Source organism: Blautia faecis (assembly GCF_027662325.1).
Lineage (GTDB): Bacteria > Bacillota > Clostridia > Lachnospirales > Lachnospiraceae > Blautia_A > Blautia_A faecis.
In genome coordinates this window covers 39550-64399 of the sequence record NZ_JAQDKY010000016.1, presented here as the reverse complement: position 1 = coordinate 64399, position 24850 = coordinate 39550, and the positions used below count along the sequence as shown (strand labels likewise).

The window sequence follows — 24850 nt, the reverse complement described above, 5'->3', positions numbered from 1 at the left end:
AGATGGGACGTCGCAGCGGGCTACGCAGACCAAATTCAGGCAAAATATACTGCAAAGCAGGGCGTGCAGATTGTGGAAATGATTTTTTTAAACATGCTCCAGGCCAGTCCTCTTATTGTATATAAGTACATGCTGAATGTCAATATAAGGGTGGATTTATCTGAGAAATTATGCTATCCTTATTACTGGTTACTGTTCACTCCGTTCACAGTAACGCGCTTCGCGATGCACAGAAATCATGCAAAGCATGATTTCGCGCCGCAATTCTCGGGTTTTCTGTGAACTTTGTTCACAAAAAACACCTCGCGGAACATTACCAGTGAACAGTACCTATTACTGTTCACTGGTAACATTCCGTGAGAAGTAAACTTGACTTTTTCTTAGATTAATATTTTTTACAAGGTTCAAAACAGAAAAACCAGATATACACAATATCTTATTTTTATAAAACGGAGGATTTTTCTTATGGAAAGACACAGCTTTGCTATGGAAATCAAAAAAGGGAAAAAAAATGAATACCGCCAGATATTAGGAGAGATCTGGCCAGATCTGACTGCATTTCTGGATCAGGAAAAGGTACATAATTTCAGCATCTGGAACTGTGATTCCCTGATTTTCGGATATTACGAAACAGACGAAAATAACGAATTTTCAGAAGAGAAAAAAGCCAGCATCCAGGCTCTCACCTCCAGAATTGACCACACCTTCACCTGGATCTCCACCCCTGGCGAAAACATGCGTCTGATGTACCACAATTTCGGTGTTGTCCGCGAAAACAAAGAACTGATCCGCCACAGAATGTTCATAACCAGACTGAAACCTGATTGCGAGGAAGAATATAAGGCAAGACATGACGGACTGGTTGCCGCAAGAGAAGGCAGGATTGACCCGGGTCCTGACAGCAACTTCAGCATCTGGAGCGCAGGCGGATATATTTTCGGCTACGACGAGATCGACACCACTATGGAGACTGAAGAAACACCGGAAGCCCATGAAGCTACCGTTGCCTGGGAAACCCGCCAGCTTGGCATCATGGACTGGATCACCAATGACTGCGACTGGCTTACAGGAACAGTCCACTCTGCAAGCGTAAGACTGGCATGGCATATGGGGAAATAGAATCATAATGCTCCAAAACCCTCAATGATTTTCAAAGATCATTGAGGGTTTTTCTTGTACAGATCATATTTCAATTCTTTTCTGAGAATCTCCAATTCTTCGCCAGTCCTTATGGTTCTCATTTCCAGATAGACCCAGTCGTCTACAATATGACCAATAACCGGAGTATCCATTTTCCGTAAGCAGTCACTGATTTCCTGCGCGGAAAGGCCCTTTCCATTCAGGCTTCTTATCTGCAATGCAGCTCCAGGCAGTGTTTTTCCAGGTGTAGTACCACCGCCAACAGGATTTCGTGTAGAGGTTACTGCAAATTCATATTCAGAAGCATCGGCCAACAGTTCACCCATAAGCCATAATGCATTCCGCTTAAGTTCTTCTGCACTTCGACTCATCATATCATAAACCGGAATCTCTTTCTCCAGCTGACCCTCATCCAGATAAATACTTACTGTCTTATCCAGCGCGGCAGCTGTAAACTTATCGATTCGCAGTGCCCGCATGAGAGGATGCCTGGAAATCTTTTCGATCAAATCTTTACGTCCTGCCAGTATTCCTGCCTGTGGTCCGCCCAGAAGTTTATCTCCACTAAAAGATACAATATCTGCACCTTTCTTCAAAAGCTCCTGTACGGTCTTTTCAGGCTCGATTCCATAAAAGGCAATGTCCACAAGGCTCCCACTTCCAAAGTCCACCAAAAGGGGAATTCCGCGGTTATGTGCCGCTTCTGCAAGCTCTACAAACTCTGCTTCATGGGTAAAACCGGTAATCTGATAGTTGCTGGTGTGCACTTTCAGAAAGGCAGCGGTATTCTCTGTCACTGCATTTTCGTAATCCTCCAGATAAGTCCGGTTGGTAGTCCCCACTTCCACAAGCATCGTTCCACTCTGGCTGCATACATCCGGAATCCGGAACTTCCCGCCAATCTCCACAAGCTCTCCTCGGGAAACTACGGTTTCCCCTCCGGAGGCCAGCGCTGTCAGCATGAGCAGCACTGCTGCCGCGTTGTTATTCACTGCAATGGCAGCCTCAGCCCCTGTCAGCTTGCAGAGATTTTCAGCAAAATGATCATATCTGCTTCCCCTCTTCCCATCTTCCAGATTCAATTCCAGATTGGTATATCCGGTCATCAAAGGTACAAGCTCAGACACAAGTCTGTCCCCTAAAGGCGCTCTTCCCAGATTTGTGTGGAGGATCACACCGGTAGCATTGATCACCCGCTGCATCTGCCTCTGGCTTCTGTGCGCAAGCAGTCTCTTCATTTCCTGCAAAACATACTCTGTATAATCTAATGTTGTCTCAGGCAAAGCCTTCAGATCAGACAGCTTTACCGGTAAGCCATCCTTCTGTCCTGATAGTCCGGATGTATCCAGGAACACAGCTGGCTTTTCTTCCACCAAAATCTGCTGACGCATGGCATCCCGCAGCTGCTCTTCCACCTTTCTGGCAGCTTCCAGCACTGCACGATACCCATACTGTTCCGTCAGTTCTTTCGTCAGTTCCCTTCCCATAAGCCTGTCAATTTTTGGTAGTCTGCGAAATAATTCCTTTCTCCTGTTCAGAAAGCTTTCCTCTTCTTTATGGGCTTTCGAAGCATGCAGCTTCCTGTCACCTTTATCCATTATTTTTCTGTGCCTCAATCTGCTCCGCCAGATCATTCAGATACACCCAGCGATCCATTTTCTCTTCCAGCTGCTTCTCCGCCGCCTCTTTATCTGCCATGATCTCACGAAGCTTCACGGAATTGGTGGCATTTGCCATCATATCATTCTCCAGCCTGGCAATTTTCTCTTCAAGTCTGGCTATATCCTCATCAATAACAGCATATTCCCGTTCTTCTTTATAAGTATATTTCAGTTTTTCAGACTTCTGTCCCTGCTTCCAGTCTTTTCTGGTAGGTTTTTTCCCTTCATCCTCTGTACTGTTATTTCCGGAAGCCGCTTTATCCGACAAACTGCTGCCGGTCCCGGCACCAATTTCACTGCTTCCAGCCCCATATTTCCGCGCTTTCGCCACCGCATAATCTGTATAACCACCCTCATACTGGGTCAGTTTTCCATTCCCTTCAAAGGCAAAAATGCGGTCCACCACATCATCCAGGAAATAGCGGTCGTGAGATACCGTGATCACAATTCCCGAAAATGTAGAAAGATAATCTTCGAGAATTGTCAGTGTAGGAATGTCCAGATCATTACTTGGCTCATCCAGAAGAAGTACATTTGGCGCCTCCATCAGTACCTTCAGGAGATACAGACGTCTCTTCTCTCCTCCTGACAGCTTGGCTACCGGTGTATACTGCATTGCAGAATCAAAAAGAAAACGCTCCAGCATCATAGATGCACTGATCTTTCCATCACGGGTAGGAATAAACTCTGCCACATCACGGATATAATCAATCACACGCTGGTTTCCATCCATGTCCGGTACCTCCTGGGCGAAGTAACCGATCTTGATCGTCTCCCCGATCTCCACAGTACCGGAATCCGGTTCCACCATTCCGTCAATAATACGGATCAAAGTAGATTTTCCGCATCCATTTGGTCCGATAATTCCAAGTCTCTGATTTCTCAGCACAATATAGTCAAAATCATCCAGAATCACCTTATCGCCATAGCTTTTGGAAATGTGATGAAGCTCTACTGTCTTTTTCCCCATTCTGGTCTCCACAGAGTCCATCTGCACATCTGTCTCCTGAACAGGCGCCTTGCCATTTTTTAACGCTTCCAGACGCTCCAGACGGGCGCGCTGCTTGGTGCTTCTTGCACGGCAGCCACGCTTCGCCCATTCCAGCTCCATACGGAGAATGCTCTGTCTCTTCCTCTCGGAAGCCAGTTCCATCTCTTCTCTTTGTGCTTTTAATTCCAGAAATCCTGAATAATTGGCATCATAGGAATATACTTTTCCATGACTGATTTCCAGAATTTTATTGGTAACTTTGTCAAGGAAATAACGGTCATGCGTAACCATGATCACAACGCCTTTAAACCGGTTCAGATAATCCTCCAGCCAGGTTACCATCTCGTTATCCAGATGGTTGGTAGGCTCATCCAGAATCAGCACATCAGAAGGGTTTACCAGAGTTCTGGCAAGAGCTACACGCTTTTTCTGGCCACCGGAAAGCTGCTCCACAGGGACATCATGTTCTGTAATCCCCAGCTTATTCAAAATATTTCTGGCCTCGCTTTCTGTGCTCCAGTCCTTCTGCCATTTCCCATCAGCCACATAGTCCTGTACAATGGCACCCTTTGGAAAATCCGGCATCTGAGGCAGATAGGTGATACGAAGGCCATTCTGGGAAATCACCTGTCCCTCATCTGTCTCCTCTTCCCCTGCAATGATTTTCAGCAGAGTACTTTTTCCTGTTCCATTGATTCCAATGATTCCGATTTTATCCCCATCATGGATTCCATAGGAAATATCATCAAAAATCTTTTTATCTCCAAAAATCTTGCTTACATGTTCAATGTTCAGTACATTCATAAAAACCATAACTCCTTTTTCACCATCCACTGGCATTTATTTCAGTATTTTCCGCCTCTGTCAGTTTCTTTTTTTCTCAAAACCATGGATCCAGTCTGATTTCAGATAAAAAATCAAAAACAGAATGGAGCTTAATGACCAGGTCAGTGGATAAGCCCAGAATACAGTCTGGATCACCGGATGCAGCTTCACAGCGATGGTTATATAAGTCACACGGATCACGCACCAGCAGCCCAGCATAACGAACATGGGCACCGTAGCTCTTCCCGCGCCACGCATAAGTCCTGCAATGCAATGGGAAAAAGCAAGCAGAAAATAGAACAGAGTAATGATATGTGCCTCTTTCACTCCGAAAGCAATCACTTTCGGATCATTGTTAAAAGCGGCAATAAATACCGGGCTTGCAAAATACACAATAATTCCCACGATCTCTGCCATCGAAATACTGCAGAGGATACCAATACGGGCTCCTTTTTTTGCCCTGTCATATTTCTTTGCGCCCAGATTCTGACTGATAAATGTGGTCAGCCCCATAGAAAAACAGGTAATAGGCAGAAAACCAAATCCCTCAACCTTGGAATATGCCCCGCATCCAGCAACAGCCAGCTTGCCGAAGCTGTTGATATTAGACTGCACTACCACGTTTGCAATAGCGATCACGGAATTCTGGATGCCAGCAGGAAGACCGTTGGATACGATCTGTTTCAGCATATAGGAGTCCAGGCGAACATCCCTAAGGGAAACCGTATACTCCTCCGGGCTTTTTTTCATCAGACGGTACAGGCACAAAAATGCACTCATAAACTGGGAAATGATAGTGGCAAGAGCTGCGCCCTCCACACCCATTCCAAGTCCGCCTACAAAAACCATATCCAGAGCTACATTCAAAAGTGATGAAAAAATCAAGTAATACAATGGATGACGGCTGTCTCCCACTGCCTGCATAATGCCTACAAAATTGTTATAAAGAACCAGACCCAGGGATCCCATGGCATATACCTGGAAATACAGGGTGGATTTCGGCAAAATATCTGCCGGTGTTTTCATAAGGATCAGAATCTTCGGTGCAAGCACAACACCGCCAGCTGTAAGAAGTATACCGCACAGAATACCAAAAGCCACCGTGGTATGAATCGCCCTGTGAAGCTCCTTCTTCTGCCTTGCGCCAAAATATCTCGCTATGATAACGCCTGCTCCCATAGCAAGACCCTGAAAAAATCCTACCAGCAGAAATGTAAGACTGCCGGATGAACTTACCGCAGCCAGTGCATCACTTCCCAGAAAGTTTCCCACGATCAGAGAATCTGCTGTATTGTACAGCTGCTGGAACAGGTTTCCCAGAAAAAGCGGGAACGCAAATCCCATCAGTTTCTTCCAGATAGACCCCTCTGTCAGCAGATTTTTGTTTTGTGAATTATTCATCTTTTTCCCCTCCATCAATCCTTTTTATCGTAACATACCGCACCTGCTTTTTCAATCGTAAGTTGCGATATGCTGTCCACTCCCCCCTGCAAGCGTGTTTCTCTTCGCTCCATTCATAGCAACACGTTTCGCGTTACACAAAACTCATGCATCCGCAAGATTTCACGCTCAGATTCTCGTTTTTCTGTGAACTTTGTTCGCAAAAACACCTCGCGGAACATTACCAGTGAACAGTAATGTTGCGGAACAGGTTTTCACAAATCCAATTGCAAACGTCCATATTTCGTGTATAATAAAACATATCATTATAATTATTTTTTCATACTTTTCGTAAATTTAAGGAGGACATATATTTGAAAAATCTGGAAACCATTTGGAGCAAAGCGGCTGCCCTGGGACAGACTCTGAAAGAATATCCTCGTCCGGATATGGTACGCCGTCACTGGATCAATCTGAACGGCATGTGGGACTATCTGATTACTGACAGCCGCATTCTTCCATGGCAATTTTACGAAAGCGAATATTTCCCCTTTGACGGACAGATTTTAGTGCCCTTTTCACCGGAAGCACCTCTTTCCCAGGTAAAGCGCCAGCTTTTGCCTGATGAAACCTTATGGTATTCCCGTACCATCCAGTTGCCAGAGAACTGCCTGGATACAGAAAGTCAGCGGCTTCTTCTGCATTTTGGAGCTGTAGATCAGATCTGCAGTGTGTACATTAACAGAAAGTTCGTCACCTATCACAAGGGAGGCTACCTTCCATTTACCACAGATATTACAGACTTTATCACAGAAGATCTCACAGTCTCTATCCTAATAAGTGTCCATGACTTCAGTGACACCTCCTATCATGCCCGAGGCAAACAGCAGCTGAAACGCGGCGGTATGTTCTATACTGCCCAGAGCGGGATATGGCAAACTGTATGGATGGAGATCGTACCGAACGAATACATAAGAGATGTGCGTGTTACCCCGGATTGGGACAATGGTCTGGTCCGGATGCGCATCCGCGTATCCTCCCCATCCTTGACTGAAAATGTATCTCCTGCCCATATAAGTCACACGGCAGCGGATCAGACAGATTCTCAGGGAACTGTTTTGGCTTTTTCACCTGACAGGCAGAATTCATCCAATGTGATCTGTAAAGTTTATCCACCTGTTTTTCTCGAAGCAGACGGACTTAACGATACATTATGCCAGGATGAAATAACTACCGCCGCAATCCGTCCCGGAAAAGGAGCCACCCTCTCCATCCCGGAAAATATGCAGAAGTCCTGGACTCCCAAAGAGCCATGGCTTTACCCCTATTCCCTGGAATATGGCAAAGACCGGATTCTTGGATATTTCGCACTCCGCAAATGTGACGTACAGATAGCTGACGATGGCTATCCACGCTTTTTCCTGAACGATCAGCCATATTTTCAGAGCGGCGTGCTGGATCAGGGCTACTGGCCAGACGGGCTTTATACAGCACCTTCCGACGAAGCTCTCATCTACGATATTCGTGCAATGAAAGATCTTGGCTTTAACATGCTCCGCAAGCATGGCAAAATCGAAGCAGACCGCTGGTATTTCCACTGTGACCGCATGGGAATGCTGGTATGGCAGGATATGCCTAACGGCGGTTCTTCCTACCATCACTGGTTTGTCACCTATCTGGCCACATTATTAAACTGGATACGCATTCCAGTAAAAGACCTCCACGCCCGCCTGCTCTCCCGCACAGATGAATTCGGCCGTCAGGAATACATTGACGATATCCGGGATATGGTCAGGACACTGTATAATCATCCTTCCATCGTCACATGGGTACCTTTCAACGAAGGATGGGGACAGTTTTCAACCAAAAAAATCACAGATTTTATTCACCGGCTTGATCCTTCCCGCCTGGTAGATTCTGCCAGTGGATGGTTTGATCAGGGCTGTGGTGATATTAACAGTCTCCATTATTATTTTCTTGGACTTCCAGTACCAGAATCAGACCGCGTACTTGCTTTATCTGAATTTGGAGGTTACTCTCTTCGCCTGCAAGAGCACAGTGCCTGTAAAAATATTTACGGATATAAGAAATTTACCACCAGCGAGGCGCTTACCGACGGCTTCTCCAGGTTGATGGAAAACACTATCGTACCTTCTGTAAAAAAAGGATACTCTGCAACTGTTTTCACGCAGCTTTCTGATATTGAAGAAGAAACCAACGGACTGATCACTTACGATCGTAAAAAGATTAAAATGAATCCGTTGATTGTACAGAAATGGAATACGAAGCTGAAGAAATCTTTACACAACTAACTGTTAAACGCATATTTATATGATGAAACAAAAAAACAGAAGCCATGCAGTCTTTTTCTATATACTGCATAGCTTCTGTTTTGTTTTCTTAAGCGCCAGCTTCAAAATTTATTTCCAGCTGACATTCACGTTTCGCATTTAAATTAGTTATTACTGCTGATTGCATTTATAGCAATTAGTTTGCTGCTTCTTCGTCAGCTGCCGCATCGGTCTCAGCCTCTGCATTTTCCACATTGTCTTCTGTCTTGATCAGAGAAACGAAAAGTGTCTCAGCGATAGGCTGAATGTCATCAGATTTCGGTCCGATCTGAACATTGTACATCATTCCCTCAGCATCCTCCAGGAAAGCGATTCCGTATGTACTTTCAGTCTCGAAGGAAACCGCATAGAGTCCGTTAATGCAAACCTTCTCAACATCTTCATACTCTGTAGCCAGCTCATCAGCCATGGAATGCAGATCATACTCTGTTCCAACATCTGTAGCAGTCACTACCATGTTCACGCCTTCTTCAGAATCCGGATCCTGTGCCTGGAACATAACACCGTCTGCAGCATCTTCATCTGAAATTTCCAGAACGTCCCAGTTACTTGGTACATAGAGATCGAAGCCTGGCTCAAAAGATAACCATGTTCCTTCATATGCAGCTTCATCAAGCATGTCCATTGTTAATTCTGTAATCTCATCATCTGCAGCCTCAGTATCTTCTGCTGCATCTGCCTCTGCCCATACAGGAGCAGAAGATCCGGTTACCATTGCTGCGGCACACAACATAGCCATAACTTTTTTCCAGTTTTTCATTTTTCTACCTCACTTTTATCATATTTTGTGATATTATATAGAGGACCTAAAAAGCTTACAATACTTTCTAACGCCTCATCACCTTGAGATTACTATATCCGATTTATTTTGAAAAAACAATATACATGGGATGAAATGACACTTTCAGTGATATTTTGATTTACTGCAGGTTTTCATTCTTTTGGAGGATTTCAGCATTGAACATTGCAATAATTGATGATGTGCAGCAGGATCTTGATGCACTTGCAGAAGCTACCCGGGAACATTATGACCAAAGACAGATATCTATCCAATTACATACCTTCTCTTCACCTGAAGACTTCTGGAACAGCTATTCTCCCGGCAGTTATGACCTGATTTTTCTTGATATCTACATAAAGCAGGCCAATGGTATGGACTTGGCCGCCCAGCTTCGGGAAAAAGACGACTCCTGTGCTCTTATTTTTGTTACCAGCAGCGATGCTTTTGCGGTTGCCAGTTACGACGTGCAGGCAGCTTATTATCTTCTGAAGCCTCTTGATACAAACAAGCTCACAAAGGTATTGGACTCCATTCAGATCAAGCGTGCACAGGATACACGATATATAGAGGTGATCTGCGACCGTACCCTTCTACGTGTTCCTGTAAAAAGCATTTTATATGCAGACACCTTTCACAATGCTGTCCAGCTTCACACAGACGCAGGAGTTCTGCGCACATACCTGACTTTCCAGAAATTCGAGGAACTGATTCACGATCTCCCCTGTTTTCTCTCCTGCTACCGCGGCTGTCTTGTGAATATGGACCGCATTTACAAAACACTGGAGGAGGGCTTTCTTCTGGACAACCAGGAAACCGTCCAGATCCGTAAACGGGGAGCTAACGCAATCAAGAAGGAATATCTGAATTATCTTTTCTCGTAATACAAAAGTCTGCACAACTGGTTGCGCAGACTTTTTATGTGGAAGAAAGACCCGGCAAAATTTCTCAGCCTGTCAGCCGGCTTTGTCCGAAAGCCGTAAATCCATATCTTCCAGTGGAATAAACACATTCGCCCGGAATATACCGTTTCTGGCAGAAAAGTCGGCATATCCACCATATTTCTCTGCTGTTTTGGAAACAGAAGCAATTCCAATTCCCTGCCCGCTGTGACTTGTTGAATAAAAAGCTGCCCCATTTCTCTGCACTTCTCCTGCATAGGTGTTTTCAATATTGATCAGAAGTTTTCCCATTTTTACTTTGCAGATGCAATTTACATAAGCCTCATCCGCGTTCTCTTCTTTTTGCACTGCTCTCACCGCATTTTCCATCAGATTCCCAAAAATCCTGCAGATATCCAGATCAGAAATTTTCATTTTCTCTGGAACCTCTACTGAATATCTGTACTTTATACCTTTTTGCTCCAGCTGTGACGCATAGTAATGTAAGATTGCATCCACAGACATGTTCTTGCAATAGCATACTGGTGTCTGCATTTTTTCGGTGCTCTCCTGTGCGAACTGATGAAAATACGCTTTCAGTTCTTCATAATGTTCCTGTTCCAGCAGAATGGAAGCAGTACGGATATACTGTCTGAAGTCATGTCTTGTACGGCTTGCCTCTTCCAGCGCATCAGTTAACTTCTCATAATGCTCCTTTTGCATAAGCAGACGCAATTCCATCTGTCTGGACTGTTCTTCATAGATCAGCCGCATCCGATAGCCTTCTGTCAGTTCTCTCCAGAGAAGCATTCCAAATATACCTGTCAAAATGACGCCGCCCCATTCCGGAAACCAGCCGCCAATAATCGGATCATACAAAGACCATATGCGGTCTGCTGCCAGAGATACTGCGTAAATGACGGTTCCTGCAAGAAGAGAAATGCCCTGCATCCCTTCCGTATAGAAAAACGCAGTTAAAACAAGGCATACAGCGGTAAACCATTTCAGCACCTCTGTTGCCGCTGAAATACCATAAGAAAGAGCTGCGGTCTCCATTCCCCCTGCAAAAATCCCTGCAAGTGTAACCACAAGACCTGCCACAGCTGTAGCAAGAACCCCCCATACCATCCACTTATACTTTTGCCCGGTGATCTCATATTCCAGCAAAAGCATTGCCGGAAAAGCGAGAAAATAGAACAGCATTTCAACAGAGAACCAGGGCTGTACTCTTAGCGCCAGGTATGTATGCAGAAGGGGATAGCAGGTATACCCGAGCACACAAAGGCATACTCCTGCAAAAAGTACATTTGCCCTGCTTCTGGTTTTAAAAAATGCCCATACGGAAAACGCCAGAACCAGAATGATCAAGGTAAATACAGAGGAATTGATAAACACCGAAATTCCCCTTATGGTGTTTATTTTTAAAGGATTTCCAAAAACAGGTACACTCTGGATTCCCGGCGAAGCAGAGCTTTTATCTGTCACTGCAATCAGAATTTCTAATGAAGTATTGGCCCTGAAGGTAAACAATCTGTTCTGAGTCCGTTCCACATAATGATCCGGGTCCGGATTTCCCATCTGTCCGACCAGAACACCATCCACATACAAATTATATGCTGAAAAAATTTCCGGCAGATACAAACCATATGTATGCTGCTCAGCGGGAAGCATGATTTTTAACCGGTATGTACCACTTCCATACGGACTTCTCCCACTGTTTCCAAGTTCCATTCCACCATATTCCCCAATAGAAATATAACGAAAATAATATTTATCCAGATCATCCTCCGGCGTAAGAAGTGCATCCGGATAATATTCCCATTCTCTGGACAAATAATAGACAGGAAAGCTCTCATAGGAGCCATCTGCATACAAAAGTCCGTGTATGGCTTTTTCCTCTCTTGTCATATATTTGTTATTTGAACAATACAACACGTAAAAAAACATAAAGGATAGAATCATGGTTATGATTACAATTCCCCACAGCAGCTTCCTTCCTTTTTTATTTGCTTTGTTCTCCTTCACCCCGTTCCCCCTTTCGGAGCTTTTTGCCGCGTCTCATTGGTATATTCCATAACAATATTAACAAAATTACAATTATTATAACAATTGAAGCCGTTTTTTTATGTTGACTGTTAAGATTCTCATCTGAATTCGCTTTCTGGTTTTTGACATTTTCCGAAAGAAGTTCCTCAACCTGTTCTGACAGCTTTTCTTCCCCTGAGTCCGCCGCATTTTCCAGACTGTCCCCTTCCGGATCATCCTCTTCTATATTTCCATCATTCTCCGTCTGATTTTGTGGTTGCTCTTCCACTGTATAATCTCCGGTTTTATCAATGGGAATCACCGCAGCGTTCTGTGCATCATTTACCGAACCTGTATAGGAGTTACCTTCTTCGTCTGTCAGCATAGTCTGAGAGTCACGGTTCGCATACGGAATCTCCACGGTAGCTCCTGGAATATCTGTAACAGCTTCTCCATTTTTGGAAATTTTTACAGAAACATCACTTCCCACCCAGGAAATGTCTGTCTCAATCTGATCCTCCGCTTTTATATTCCAGTCTTTTACCACTTCCACAGGAACCCTTACCAGCACTCCGTCTCCTTCAAAAGGAATCAGCTTTACACCATTCTTCATAAGATCCAGCAGCCTGTTTCCTACAAGGATGGCGGAAGTATCCGTTACCCGCTCCGTTTCATTGTCAATATCCGGAAGCTCTTTGCCATCCCTGTCTGCATAGTTGCGCTTGTACCAGTGCTCATTAAAAATCAGCTCCCCACCATACACAAAAGTATATACCCCGGTACTTCCACCTGGATAGGTTACGTAAATTCCATATTCCCAGCCAGCTTTAAGAACACTTTTTTTCAGATACAGACCCTTTCTGTCAAAATAGAAATTACTTTTGCTTATTTCTTTATCTCCCTTATTTTCCTGCAGATATACCTGCAGATTGTCCAGCTGTTCATCTGTAAAACGGTCTAATATCATAGGAAAAAACAGAGTATCCACGCCAACCACACAGCACGTCTGTACTTCCGGCTGATCCGGGCGCTGAACGGTAATATAAGCAGACGCCTCCGGAACAGTAAGCTCCTGATCCACCGTGCAGCCTTCTGGAGCTGCAAAAGTTCCCGTCACTTTATAAACGCCAGGAGCATTCACATCAACCTGACTGAAATCCCATACTGAATGCATGATAACAGCCGGATGGGCCGCAGTATCCTCATATTCTTCACAGGTGCTCCCCAAAATATAAAAAGTCTCCTCCAGCTCGGTCCGTACTTCTGCCAGACTCTGCCCCGCCCGCACCGCATATACCATGCAGCGCTGCAGGCTCTTTTCGTCAATCTCCTCGCAGGAACGGATAACAGTATCTTTTGATACTGTCCCGCCAATTGTTCCAGGCTGATAACTGAGAATCTCCAAGCTTCCATCTGACTGATAGCGGTATTTAAGATTTCTGGTTTTCCCTTCATTATAAACAACTGTCAGTGTATATATATTTTCAGCTATCATACTCTGGCAGGAAAGATACATCCCATCGGTATCCGCAAATCCATATCCTTCCTCGCTTACATTTACCCAGTCCTCTCCTTCTTTTTGAAGCCATATTGCCATCTTATCCGGATTCTGCTCTGTGATCCATGGAAAATAGTAAATACCTGCTGAAATCATTCGGGAATACACCTGAATCTCCGGCTGTCCCGGATTCTGTACAGAAATCCATGCTGTCCATTCCGGAAGACCGACATTGCTTGTATATCCTTCCGGAAGTCTCACTGTCCCTGTAATCTTATAGGCTCCCACAGTCTGAATATCAATTCCGGAATAGTCCCAGATTGCATCCAGATAAAGCTCTTCCCCATCTTCTGTATATGCAATGCAGCTCATGCTGTCATAAATTTCCTGCAGTTTCTGCAGGCTTCCGCCTTTCAAAACTACTCCGGCAGGTATGTAGAAAATTCTGGAAAAATCCCTTATTATATTTTCTGCTGCCCTTACTTCCTGCCCGCTTTTCCAGGCAAATATGCAAAGCAAAAAGAAAAAAACACTTATCAGACCTTTTAACCTTTTTTTCATTGATTTTCTCCCTTGTCCCAAGCATATAAGATTTTATCGTATAATACAAGAAACCTGTGGCGAACCGCAGGTTTCCGTGAAAAATGGGTGTTACTGTTTACTTTATCACAACAACAAGAGCGTGTTTGAAACAGGCTCTAACTTTGCATTGTACCGTAATATGTTTTACATGAATGTCCTACTATCAGAAACAAAACTCCCTGAAAAAATCACATTCTGCATCATTGCACTGGGCAGCATCAATTGTTTTTACATCGCAGTGGAACACGTGACCAAGTTTATTAACCTTATCTCCAAACACACGATATACAAAGGGCACATTATTCTCCATCAGTTTCTGGACTAATGCAGGTGCCTGTGCTTTCTGATGATCTGCCACGGAAGTCATGCAAAATACAGGAGGATAAACATCTGTAATGCCGTTCAGCACATCAATGCTCTCCAGTTCTTCCTCTGTACCACCTTCCGGGAGAAGTTCCTTCATGATCAGCGTAGTCATATTGTCAGACTCTTCTCTTGGGATCCTGTACACACCGCAATTTAAAGCAATTGCAGTAAGGGCAAAGCCCTCTGGTACAGCAAAATCATATTTGGCAGCATATGCCGGATTCGTGCAGATTGCTGCATAAAGTCCCAGAAGATGAGCTCCTGCAGAATCTCCTACTGCAAAAATACGTTCTGTATCAAAATGGAATCTTCCTGCACGCTTCATCACCCACTTGCATACCAGATTCACATCCTCTAACTGTGCTGGAAATTTGCTCTCAGGAGCCAGACGATATGTAAAGTTTACAACTGCAAATCCTCGCTGTGCAAGACTCATACAATAGTACTGGTACCTTTCTTTGTCTCCATACATCCAGGCTCCTCCATGAACGCTGATAATGACCGGAAGGTCTTCTCCCTGTGCCTGCTTCGGTCTGTATACATCCAGCCTCTGCATTTCCCTGTCATCATGTCCATATACAATATTATCCCAACGTTCGATATCTTCCGGGGTATTCATAAGAGCATCGCGCTCATCATCTGCCTTTTTAAATTCTGATCTGATCTTATCACTTAATTCAGACATTGTAGTTCCTCCAGATAATGTATTTTCTGTGAATATTATAAATGAATTATATAGAAAAAACAACAGGAAAGAATCCTGCTTGCTGCATAAAAAAAGAACACCCAATCAACTCAGGTGTTCTTTAAAGATTCGCTATTAGTCTTCAACTTTAACGATCTCTTTTTTGTTATAGCTTCCGCAAGCCTTGCAAACTCTGTGTGGCATCATAAGTGCGCCGCATTTGCTGCATTTTACAAGGTTCGGAGCGCTCATTTTCCAGTTTGCTCTTCTCTTATCGCGTCTTGCTTTGGAAGATTTATTCTTTGGGCAGATGGACATTTCGGTTACACCTCCTTAAATTTACTGAATATATCACTGATAGCTGCCATACGGGGATCCTTAGGCTCCTCGGCACATCCGCAGGGACCATCATTCAGATTCTTCCCGCATCTGCTGCAAATCCCTTTGCAGTCTTCTTTACATAAGACTTTCAAAGGCCAGCTCATCAGTACCTCAAGATAGACCAAACGGTCCACATCCAGGTCATAGCCGGTGAGATAGCTGCTCTCATCCAGATCATTCACACGTTCTTCATCCGTAAGCTTCATGTCAAGTTTCCTCTTGAATTCAAAAGGAATCCTGGTCCTAACCTCTTCCAGACATCTGTCACATGGAATTCCAACAGTCACAAGACCGCTTCCCTCCAGTTCCAGAACTCTGTCTCCGGTATTCGTAATCGTAAGCTCTACAGGTTCCTTAGTCAGTACTGGAAAGGTTCCCTGCTGGAAGGTGATGGTATCCATCTCAAAAGCAACACTGTAGTGCTGGCTCTTACCCTCGCTGGATGAAATGTCTGATAAATGTATCTGCATAATCGTCTCCCTATTCACACTTAATCAATTATACATACCCTGTCATTATTTGTCAACTTGAATTTTCCCTTATATACAATAAATTTTCAAAAAAATTACAAAAGCTGACGAAATTTCAGGTGGAATATAAAATCAATTTCCTGTTGCATATAAAATCCTGCCAGAGCGTATGATTCTCTGGCAGGATTTATGCATTTTTACAAAGTAATGCAGTATTACCGCAAAGCAGCCTGCCTCTCAGCAACTGACTTTGCCCATGTACTGCTGATCACACTGCAGCTAATTATTTTACAAGTGCTACCGTATCACGGCAAATTGCAAGCTCCTCGTTAGTCGGGATAACTGCAACCTTTACCTTGGAGTCAGCACCGGAAATAACAACTTCCTCGCCCATAGCCTCATTAGCCTTAGCATCAATTGTAACACCAAGGAATCCAAGATAAGAGCAGACTTTCTCACGAATCATGCCAACATTCTCGCCGATACCAGCTGTAAACACGATTGCATCAACACCGTTCATAGCAGCTACATATCCACCTACATATTTCGCAATGCCATAGCAGAGAACTTCGATTGCATTCTTAGCATCCTCGTTGCCCTCAGCGGCTGCGGCTCTAAGGTCACGCATATCACTGGAAACACCGGACATACCCTGAAGACCGGATTTCTTATTGAGAACATTCATAACACCTGCAAGATCCAGGTTCTCTTTCTTGGCAATGTACTCAACGATAGCCGGATCAATGCTTCCGGAACGTGTACCCATTACAACGCCTTCAAGAGGAGTAAGACCCATTGTGGTATCTACACATTTGCCATTCTGAACAGCGCTGATGGAGGAACCGTTTCCAAGGTGGCAAACGATAACTTTAGAGTTGTCTTTGTCAAGACCAAGGAACTCAACAGCACGTTTGGATACAAAGCTGTGGGAAGTTCCGTGGAAACCGTATCTTCTTACCTTGTAGTTCTTGTAGTATTCAATTGGAAGTCCGTACAGATAAGCTTTTGCAGGCATTGTCTGATGGAAAGCAGTATCAAATACACCTACCTGAGGTACATTTGGCATAAGCTCGGAGCATACACGGATACCGATCAGGTTAGCCGGATTGTGAAGTGGTGCAAGGTCATTGCACTCTTCTACTGCTTTGATCATCTCATCTGTAATGATTGCAGAAGAAGCAAATTTCTCGCCGCCATGTACGATACGATGACCAATTGCATTAACCTCTGCAAGACTCTTGATTGCACCTGTTTTCTCATTGGTAAGGGCTTCCAGAACCATCTGGATTGCTTCTTTATGAGTCGGCATGGAAGCTTCTGTGATCTCTTTGTCGTTTCCGGCTTTCTGATATACCAGTCTTCCGTCAATTCCGATTCTCTCGCAAAGTCCCTTCGCAAGAACTGCCTCTGTGTCAGAATCGATCAGCTGGTATTTTAAAGAAGAACTACCGCAGTTAATTACCAATACATTCATTTTTTTACTCTCCTGTTTACATGATTATGTATTACATGACACCAGGCAGCTTATACCCGGCATCTTCATTTAGAATCAGTCCTGAGCCTGGCACTGTACGGATGTGATAGCGACAACACCAACGATATCGTCAGCGGAGCATCCACGGGACAGGTCATTTACAGGTTTTGCGATACCCTGGGTGATAGGTCCGTAAGCTTCTGCTTTTGCAAGACGCTGAGCCAGCTTGTATCCGATGTTTCCTGCATCAAGGTCTGGGAAGATAAGAACGTTAGCCTTACCTGCAACCGGGCTTCCCGGAGCTTTAGAAGCACCTACGCTTGGAACGATAGCCGCATCCAGCTGGAACTCTCCGTCAAGTGCAAGGTCCGGATTCTGCTCTTTCGCAATCTTGGTAGCCTCAACAACTTTATCGACATCTGCATGTTTCGCACTTCCCTTTGTAGAATGGGAAAGCATAGCTACTACAGGCTCTTCCTGTACAAGAAGCTTGAAAGATTCAGCAGAAGAAGCTGCGATTGCTGCAAGCTCTTCTGGATTCGGGTTCTGGTTCAGACCGGAATCACCAAATACAAAAGCTCCGTTAGCGCCATACTCGCAATCTGGAACAATGATCAGGAAGAATGCGGAAACAAGTTTGGTACCTGGTTTTGTCTTCAGGATCTGAAGGCATGGTCTTAAAGTATCAGCTGTGGAGTGGCAGGCTCCGGAAACCATACCGTCTGCATCTCCCATCTTAACCATCATAACACCATAGTACAGATACTGGTTCAGAAGAATCTCCTTAGCCTGCTCTGGTGTCATACCTTTCTTCTGTCTTAACTCTACTAATTTGTCAATATATCCCTGAGTTTTCTCAGATGTTGCAGGATCTACGATCTGTGCACCGGAAATGTCGAAGCCGCCTTCAGCTGCGCTCTTCTTAACTGCCTCCTCATTACCTACAAGTACAAGCTTAGCAATTCCTTCTTTTAAAATCTTGTCTGCTGCTTCAAGAGTTCTCATGTCCTCTGTCTCTGGCAGTACGATTGTCTTAATGTTGGATTTTGCTCTTTCTTTGATTACATCAATAAATCCCATGATTAAATGGCTCCTTTCATTTGTTACAGTAATCCTCTGGGAACTGGCATAAGTATCCATTCCCCATTCAGTAACTTAACCTCATTATACGCCACCCCGCCTTGTATTTCAAGCTTTTCAATGTTAGAATATGGAAGAACAACGTATTTTTTGAGGTGCAATTTTATGAAAACAGCCGGAATTATTGCAGAATATAATCCATTCCATACAGGACATGAATATCAAATAAACTATATAAAAGAAAAACTAAGGACAGACTATGTAGTTATCGCCATGAGTGGTGATTTCGTACAAAGAGGGACCCCTGCTCTTTTTTCAAAATATGTACGTGCAGAAATGGCTCTTCAAAGCGGCGCAGACCTGGTTCTGGAGCTGCCGGTTTCCATTTCTTCTGCCAGTGCAGAGTTATTTGCCAGAGGAGGCGTACAGCTTCTGGATGGACTTGGGGTTACAGATATACTTTGTTTCGGAAGTGAATGCGGTGATACGGATGCGCTTATGGAGCTGGCCAAAATCCTGGCAGAGGAGCCGGAAGATTTTCAGACCGCCCTTCGCCGGAATCTGAAAAACGGAATGACTTTTCCAAAGGCCAGAAGCATGGCTCTCTCTGCAGTTTTTCCCGAATCAGAAAAATACCAGCAATTGCTCTTTTCCCCCAATAATATTCTGGGAATTGAATACTGTAAAGCTATTCTACGGGAAAACAGCTCTATTTCACCGGTTTCCATTAAACGGGAAGGAAATGATTATCATGAAAATACTCTGTCTGAAAATCACTTTCCTTCTGCTTCTGCTATTCGAAATGCCATTTTGAATTTCAATGCTCCATCCATAGGGGACTCGTCCGATACCAAGCATTCCCACTGCTTTTTATCTGAATCATCAGAAACCTCAATACAGAATTTTGCGTTTCTTGCTGATATGGCAAAAAAATATTTACCAGCAAATTCCCTGGAACTTTTTTTACAGGCAATTTCTGGAAATCATTATCTTCTGGAAAACGATCTGGACACGCTTTACCGTTACTGTCTTCTTCAGGAAACAGAAGAAAGCCTGTGCACATACCTGGACATGTCCCACGCTCTTGCCAGAAGGATTCTCTCCTGCCGGGATCAGTATGAAACCTTTTCCCAGTTTGCCAACCTTCTGAAAACCAAGGAGATCACACGAACCAGGATCCAGAGAGCACTGCTTCACATGCTTCTTCATATTCAGAGTGTGCCAGCGCAGATTCCCTACGCCCGGGTTCTGGGATTTCGAAAAAACAGTTCTGCGCTTCTGGGCAAAATAAAAAAATGTGGCAGCATTCCTCTGCTTACCAGACTGCCGGATGCTGCCGCAGTGCTTAAAAACGCACCGCAAGCTATGGATTTACTAAATGAAACAACTTTCGCATCCAATCTTTACGAAAGCATTCTGGCACAAAAAAACAGTGTTTCTTATGTTCATGAGTACAGACAACAGATTATTATTGTATAATATTCTCAACTGCATAAAGAGCCCCGGCTACTGCAATTCCGTACAATAGCCAGGGCTCACTTTTATCCATTTCGTCTTACTCATTAGAAAGAAGAATGCGGTCATTATCCAGTTTCTTTCCTGCTCCAACTTTAAACTTGTCAAGCAGCCCTTCCACAGTAAGACCTTTTTTCTCCTCTTCCTTGATATCCAGAACAATATCACCGGAATCCATCATCAGAATACGATTTCCAAGTTCCAGTGCAGACTGCATATTGTGGGTGATCATCAGACAGGTCAGATGATGTTCTTCCACGATCCTGCTGGTCAGGTTCAGCACCTTCTCGGCTGTTCCCGGATCAAGAGCTGCTGTATGCTCATCCAGAAGAAGCAGTTTCGGTGGATTCATAGTTGCCATCAAAAGAGTAAGTGCCTGTCTCTGACCGCCTGAAAGAAGTCCCACCGGATGGTTCATGCGGTCTTCAAGGCCAATATCCAGAAGTGCAAGCTGTTCACGAAAACGCTGTTTATCACTTTTGGAAATACGGGAAAGCCAGCCTCCCTGACCTGCAGCAAGCGCAAGGTTCTCCAGAATCGTCATTCCAGGAGCAGTTCCCCGCATCGGATCCTGATACAGTCTTCCAATATTTTTTGCTCTGGCATGCTGTGGCAGAAATGTAATATCCTCTCCATCCAGAACAACAGATCCGGAATCTGTGAGAAAATCTCCACAGATGGCATTAAACATAGTAGATTTACCAGCTCCGTTGGAACCGATAATTGTTGCAAAATCGCCTTTTTCAAGATGCAGAGACAGATCTCTGATTGCCACTTTTTCATTTACTGTTCCCGGATTAAAAGTTTTGGAAATATGTGAAAGCTTTAACATGGATTAGATTCCTCCCTTCTTGTGCGTCATTCTTCTTTTCAGCTGCGGCCACTGTCGTTTCAGATAAGGGCCGGAAATTGCCAGAATAACAATCACAGAAGATACCAGTTTCAGCATAAACGCTGGCATATTAAATCTTAAAGCCACCGTATAAACCAGTCGGAAAACAAAAGAACCCAATACCATTCCCACAGCTCTTACAAAAATTCCGCCTTTTCCAAGAATTGTTCCTCCGATCAGAAGGGATGCAAGCGCAATGGTAACCATTCCCTGACCGATGTTAATGTCCACAGATTTCTGGGACTGGGAAAGAAGGCATCCGGACAGTGCTGTAAAAGAGTTTGCAATACAAAGTCCGATAATCGTTGTAAATACCGGGTTGATAGACGACGACTTCACCATATCTGCATTATTTCCTGTAGCACGGATTGCAAGGCCAAGTCGTGTCTTTAAAAATACCACCAGAAAAGCAACCACTGCTGCTACTGCGATCAGCGCAACAATTATATCTGTTCTTCCCTTCAGAGGGGTATCTGCCAGAACATCCTTCATCATGGAAAACACCGTATCTGTACGGTTCATGTTGATCAGGGAAGAGCCTCCCATCACTGCTATGTTAATCGAATACAATCCTGTATTCACAATAATTCCCGCAAGCAGACTGTCTACTCCCATTTTTGTCTGCAAAAATCCGGTTACAAAACCAGAACAGATTCCGGCAAGCATTGCTGCTATTATTGATAAAAAAGGATGTCCGCTGACCGCCACGGCAGCTCCTACAGCGGCTCCTAATGTAAAGCAGCCGTCTGTAGAAAGGTCGCAGACATTCAGCATGGAATAACTTAAAAACAATGCAAGGACAGTCAAGGAACAGATCAGTCCAAGTTTCAGGGCAGTTTCTCCTAAGGAGAGTGCAGTAGCCAGTGTCACAATCATTTCCTCCGGTTAATCGTTAATTTGTTTCCAGTTCGTTAAAGCTCTCTGCTGTAACGATCTCATTTACCTGTGTGCAGAGCGGCTCCATAGCAGCTTTGACAGTTTCAAAATCAAGGCCGAGAGCTTCGCATGTTTCTGTGTTTACAGTAGCAGTACCATTGTCAAAGGTTTCTACAGGAGTGGTTGCCGGATCAGCACCATTCAGAAGAATATCGGCAACCATATCTGCTGTTTTTGCTCCAAGATTTGCGTAATCAACACCATACCCTGCGAAAGCACCATTTAACGCAAAGGAATCAGCTCCTGTGTAATGCGGAATTCCTGCATCAATAAATTTCTCATAAATGGAAAGCTCTGCTGTCATAATGGTATTATCAGTTGGGGTAAACACTGCGTCAACACCATCTGCAACCAGTGCATCTGCTGCAAGCTGAACTTCATCAGTAGTGGTTCCGGTACGCTCAACATATTCGATTCCGTTCTCATCCATGTAAGCTTTTGCTGCCTCGATGGCTGCTGTAGAGGAATCCTGTCCGATATCATATAAAAGTCCGATCTTCTTGGTATCCGGATTAACAGCTTCGATCAGTTTCATAATGGAAGCGGTATCCAGATAATCGCTTGTTCCGGTAAGGTTTGCGCCAGGTGCCTCCAGGGATTCTACAAGACCTGCACCAACCGGATCCGATACTGCGGAGAATACAACCGGCGTGTCGGTTCCTTCTGTGCTTGCCTGCATACGCATAGCTACCGGTGTTGCAACGCCAACCATAAGGTCTACACCGTCTGCCTGGAAATCAGAAATAATCTGCTCCATAACATTGGCATCTGCATTACAGTTGTCATAGGAAATATCGAAGTTTACACCCTTCTCATCGCCGATTTCTTTCAGGCGGCTTTCCAGATTGTCTACAATCTGGTTCAGAGATGCGTCATCTACATAATTGCAGATACCGATCTTGTAGTCCTCTGCAAGAACAGGTGTTGCCATCATCATAGTTGCCATTGTTGCTGCTGCGATTGCGATCATTCTTTTTTTCATAGTGTTTTTCCTCTCTCTCTTAAAATTGGCGGGAGCGTGTTAAAAAAGGCTTTCCGCATAATATGTGTCACACTTTACGGAAATGATTTTCAAACAGGCTCCAGAAGATAACTAAGCCGATCTTCTACATCTTGTCTGCGAGAAAGAATGAGTGGTAAAATGGATATCAAAAAACCGTCTTCAAAAAACAACATTCCCTGTTGCTCTTTGAGACGGTAATAAAATCTTATTATCGCGGTGCCACTCAAATTGACAAATCGTCCACTTTCTCATGTACAAACATACACTCCTGATTGGTAACGGGTTCGGTTCCCGTCGGCGCCTACTCTCCTGAAATATAATTTCGGACCGCCCTCGAAAGTCCATTCCATCAGCCGCTTCATACGAAGATCACACCATCCTCCGCTCTCTGGTAAGTCATTATTCAGTCCATTCATAATGACTAAATGTCACATCTGATTTACTACTCTTTCTCATCGGTTTAACTGATTTATACTTTAGCACAGTGATGTAAGAATGTCAAGTGCAAATTCATCCAGTAACCTTAATTTTTAAAGCTATGGATCGGAGCCGGAATTCTTCCGCCTCTTGCCACAAACGCATCACAGGAGAAATTGTTTACCGGCATAATTGGTGCATAGCCAAGAAGACCGCCGAATTCTACTGTCTCTCCTACTCCTTTTCCGATAACAGGGATCAGACGGACTGCTGTTGTCTTCTGGTTCACCATTCCAATTGCTGCTTCATCTGCAATAATGCCGGAAATGGTGGATGCCTTCGTATCACCTGGTACTGCGATCATATCAAGTCCCACAGAGCATACGCAGGTCATAGCCTCTAATTTCTCAATGGTAAGTGCACCTGCTGTTACCGCATCGATCATTCCCTGATCCTCGCTGACCGGAATAAATGCACCACTCAAGCCTCCAACTGCTGTGGAAGCCATTACACCACCTTTTTTTACCTGGTCATTTAACAAGGCAAGAGCTGCTGTAGTTCCAGGTGCGCCGGCTCTTTCAAGACCGATTTCTTCCAGGATCTCAGCCACACTGTCACCGATTGCAGGAGTAGGCGCAAGGGAAAGATCCACAATTCCAAATGGAACGCCAAGCATCTTGGAAGCCTCCCGTGCAACCAGCTGACCTACACGTGTTACCTTAAATGCAGTTCGTTTGATCATCTCGCAGAGAGTTTCGAAATCCTCTCCTCTTACTTTCTCCAGAGCGGTTTTTACAACACCTGGACCGCTGACGCCAACATTAATAATACTGTCAGCTTCTGTAACACCGTGGAAAGCACCTGCCATAAAGGGGTTGTCATCCGGTGCATTGCAGAATACTACCAGCTTGGCACAGCCAAGGGAATCCTGTTCTTTGGTTGCCTGAGCTGTTTCCAGAATAATCTCTCCCATAAGCTTCACGGCATCCATATTAATTCCAGTCTTTGTGGAACCAACATTCACAGAACTGCATACCCGCTCCGTACTGGCAAGTGCCTGCGGAATAGAACGGATCAGAAGCTCCTCTGCCGGTGTCATTCCCTTACTTACAAGAGCTGTATATCCACCGATAAAGTTCACCCCCACCTGCTTTGCTGCTTTGTCCAGGGTCCTGGCTATTGTTACAAAATCATCTGTAGTTTTACATGCAGCACCCCCAACCAGACCGATTGGTGTAACAGAAATTCGTTTGTTTACAATCGGAATTCCGTACTGTGCTGATATTTTCTCACCAGTTGCCACCAGATCTTTGGCATATGTGGTAATTTTGTTATAAATTTTTTCGTTTAATTTCTCAAGATCGCTGTCAATACAATCCAGCAGGCTGATTCCAAGAGTAATGGTACGTACATCCAGATTCTCCTGCTCGATCATTTTGTTGGTCTCATTTACCTCAAATATATTAATCATAGCATTCGTATTCCTTTCTATGGATATATCACCTACAGGCGACATTTT

Annotated in this window: 20 protein-coding genes; 5 read left to right on the top strand and 15 right to left on the bottom strand. The window is 44.3% G+C overall.

What is annotated here, in order from left to right; all coding sequences use genetic code 11:
• Both PGQ38_RS09535 and PGQ38_RS09530 read left to right on the top strand, forming a co-directional pair.
• Nucleotides 1-282 (top strand): DUF6783 domain-containing protein (locus tag PGQ38_RS09535; RefSeq protein WP_270431513.1); only part of this gene is annotated, 282 nt, incomplete at its 5' end.
• A gap of 183 nt (nt 283-465) precedes the next feature.
• Nucleotides 466-1119, top strand: a complete 654-nt coding sequence (locus PGQ38_RS09530) for an L-rhamnose mutarotase (protein ID WP_173769734.1) — start codon at nt 466-468, stop codon at nt 1117-1119.
• Between the two features lie 38 nt (nt 1120-1157).
• Here PGQ38_RS09530 and selA read toward each other — a convergent pair whose 3' ends face one another.
• The 3 genes from selA to PGQ38_RS09515 are packed head-to-tail and all read right to left on the bottom strand — an operon-like array spanning nt 1158 to nt 6018.
• Nucleotides 1158-2738, bottom strand: coding sequence for an L-seryl-tRNA(Sec) selenium transferase (gene selA / locus PGQ38_RS09525; RefSeq protein ID WP_173769733.1), 1581 nt, complete (start codon nt 2736-2738; stop codon nt 1158-1160).
• Nucleotides 2731-4596, bottom strand: a complete 1866-nt coding sequence (locus tag PGQ38_RS09520) for an ABC-F family ATP-binding cassette domain-containing protein (protein ID WP_270431510.1) — start codon at nt 4594-4596, stop codon at nt 2731-2733. The genes selA and PGQ38_RS09520 overlap by 8 nt, the downstream gene beginning before the upstream one ends.
• 60 nt (nt 4597-4656) lie before the next feature.
• A complete protein-coding gene (locus PGQ38_RS09515; protein ID WP_148462817.1) occupies nt 4657-6018 on the bottom strand; it encodes an MATE family efflux transporter in 1362 nt (453 codons plus the stop codon).
• Nucleotides 6019-6371: 353 nt separating this feature from the next.
• Here PGQ38_RS09515 and PGQ38_RS09510 point away from each other — a divergent pair, with 353 nt between their 5' ends.
• A complete protein-coding gene (locus PGQ38_RS09510) occupies nt 6372-8309 on the top strand; it encodes a glycoside hydrolase family 2 protein (protein WP_270431509.1) in 1938 nt (645 codons plus the stop codon).
• 175 nt (nt 8310-8484) lie between these two features.
• Here the strand turns inward: PGQ38_RS09510 and PGQ38_RS09505 are convergent, their stop codons facing one another.
• Nucleotides 8485-9108 (bottom strand): hypothetical protein, encoded by a 624-nt coding sequence (locus PGQ38_RS09505; RefSeq protein WP_270431506.1) that lies wholly within the window; start codon nt 9106-9108, stop codon nt 8485-8487.
• A gap of 197 nt (nt 9109-9305) precedes the next feature.
• Here PGQ38_RS09505 and PGQ38_RS09500 point away from each other — a divergent pair, with 197 nt between their 5' ends.
• Nucleotides 9306-10010: a LytR/AlgR family response regulator transcription factor gene (locus PGQ38_RS09500; RefSeq protein WP_270431504.1), complete on the top strand. Its 705-nt coding sequence runs from the start codon at nt 9306-9308 to the stop codon at nt 10008-10010.
• Between the two features lie 72 nt (nt 10011-10082).
• Here PGQ38_RS09500 and PGQ38_RS09495 read toward each other — a convergent pair whose 3' ends face one another.
• The 7 genes from PGQ38_RS09495 to pta form a co-directional block, all read right to left on the bottom strand.
• Nucleotides 10083-12032 (bottom strand): GHKL domain-containing protein, encoded by a 1950-nt coding sequence (locus tag PGQ38_RS09495; protein ID WP_270431502.1) that lies wholly within the window; start codon nt 12030-12032, stop codon nt 10083-10085.
• Nucleotides 12010-14091: a hypothetical protein gene (locus PGQ38_RS09490; protein ID WP_270431501.1), complete on the bottom strand. Its 2082-nt coding sequence runs from the start codon at nt 14089-14091 to the stop codon at nt 12010-12012. The genes PGQ38_RS09495 and PGQ38_RS09490 overlap by 23 nt, the downstream gene beginning before the upstream one ends.
• A 184-nt stretch (nt 14092-14275) precedes the next feature.
• Nucleotides 14276-15163: an alpha/beta hydrolase gene (locus PGQ38_RS09485; protein ID WP_270431500.1), complete on the bottom strand. Its 888-nt coding sequence runs from the start codon at nt 15161-15163 to the stop codon at nt 14276-14278.
• 135 nt (nt 15164-15298) lie between these two features.
• Nucleotides 15299-15481 (bottom strand): 50S ribosomal protein L32, encoded by a 183-nt coding sequence (gene rpmF, locus PGQ38_RS09480; protein WP_077610953.1) that lies wholly within the window; start codon nt 15479-15481, stop codon nt 15299-15301.
• A gap of 5 nt (nt 15482-15486) precedes the next feature.
• Nucleotides 15487-16014: a YceD family protein gene (locus PGQ38_RS09475; RefSeq protein WP_270431499.1), complete on the bottom strand. Its 528-nt coding sequence runs from the start codon at nt 16012-16014 to the stop codon at nt 15487-15489.
• A gap of 283 nt (nt 16015-16297) precedes the next feature.
• Entirely contained in the window at nt 16298-17488 is a 1191-nt protein-coding gene (locus PGQ38_RS09470) for an acetate/propionate family kinase (protein WP_118580050.1), read from the bottom strand.
• A 75-nt stretch (nt 17489-17563) separates the two neighbouring features.
• Nucleotides 17564-18568 carry a phosphate acetyltransferase gene (pta, locus tag PGQ38_RS09465; RefSeq protein WP_173718136.1) on the bottom strand — a complete coding sequence of 335 codons (1005 nt, stop codon included), beginning with the start codon at nt 18566-18568 and terminating at the stop codon, nt 17564-17566.
• 165 nt (nt 18569-18733) lie between these two features.
• On the opposite strand from pta, the gene PGQ38_RS09460 reads away from it, so the two are divergent.
• Nucleotides 18734-20047 (top strand): tRNA(Met) cytidine acetate ligase, encoded by a 1314-nt coding sequence (locus tag PGQ38_RS09460; RefSeq protein ID WP_270431497.1) that lies wholly within the window; start codon nt 18734-18736, stop codon nt 20045-20047.
• A 76-nt stretch (nt 20048-20123) separates the two neighbouring features.
• Here the strand turns inward: PGQ38_RS09460 and PGQ38_RS09455 are convergent, their stop codons facing one another.
• The 4 genes from PGQ38_RS09455 to PGQ38_RS09440 all read right to left on the bottom strand — a co-directional run bounded on the left by PGQ38_RS09455 (nt 20124) and on the right by PGQ38_RS09440 (nt 24802).
• On the bottom strand, nt 20124-20915 hold the full coding sequence (locus tag PGQ38_RS09455) for an ABC transporter ATP-binding protein (RefSeq protein WP_118580042.1): 792 nt from the start codon (nt 20913-20915) through the stop codon (nt 20124-20126).
• A 3-nt stretch (nt 20916-20918) separates the two neighbouring features.
• Nucleotides 20919-21845 carry an ABC transporter permease gene (locus tag PGQ38_RS09450; RefSeq protein WP_226814784.1) on the bottom strand — a complete coding sequence of 309 codons (927 nt, stop codon included), beginning with the start codon at nt 21843-21845 and terminating at the stop codon, nt 20919-20921.
• 22 nt (nt 21846-21867) lie between these two features.
• Entirely contained in the window at nt 21868-22893 is a 1026-nt protein-coding gene (locus tag PGQ38_RS09445; protein ID WP_270431495.1) for an ABC transporter substrate-binding protein, read from the bottom strand.
• 544 nt (nt 22894-23437) lie between these two features.
• A complete protein-coding gene (locus PGQ38_RS09440) occupies nt 23438-24802 on the bottom strand; it encodes a PFL family protein (RefSeq protein WP_118580033.1) in 1365 nt (454 codons plus the stop codon).
• Nucleotides 24803-24850: the final 48 nt, after the last annotated feature.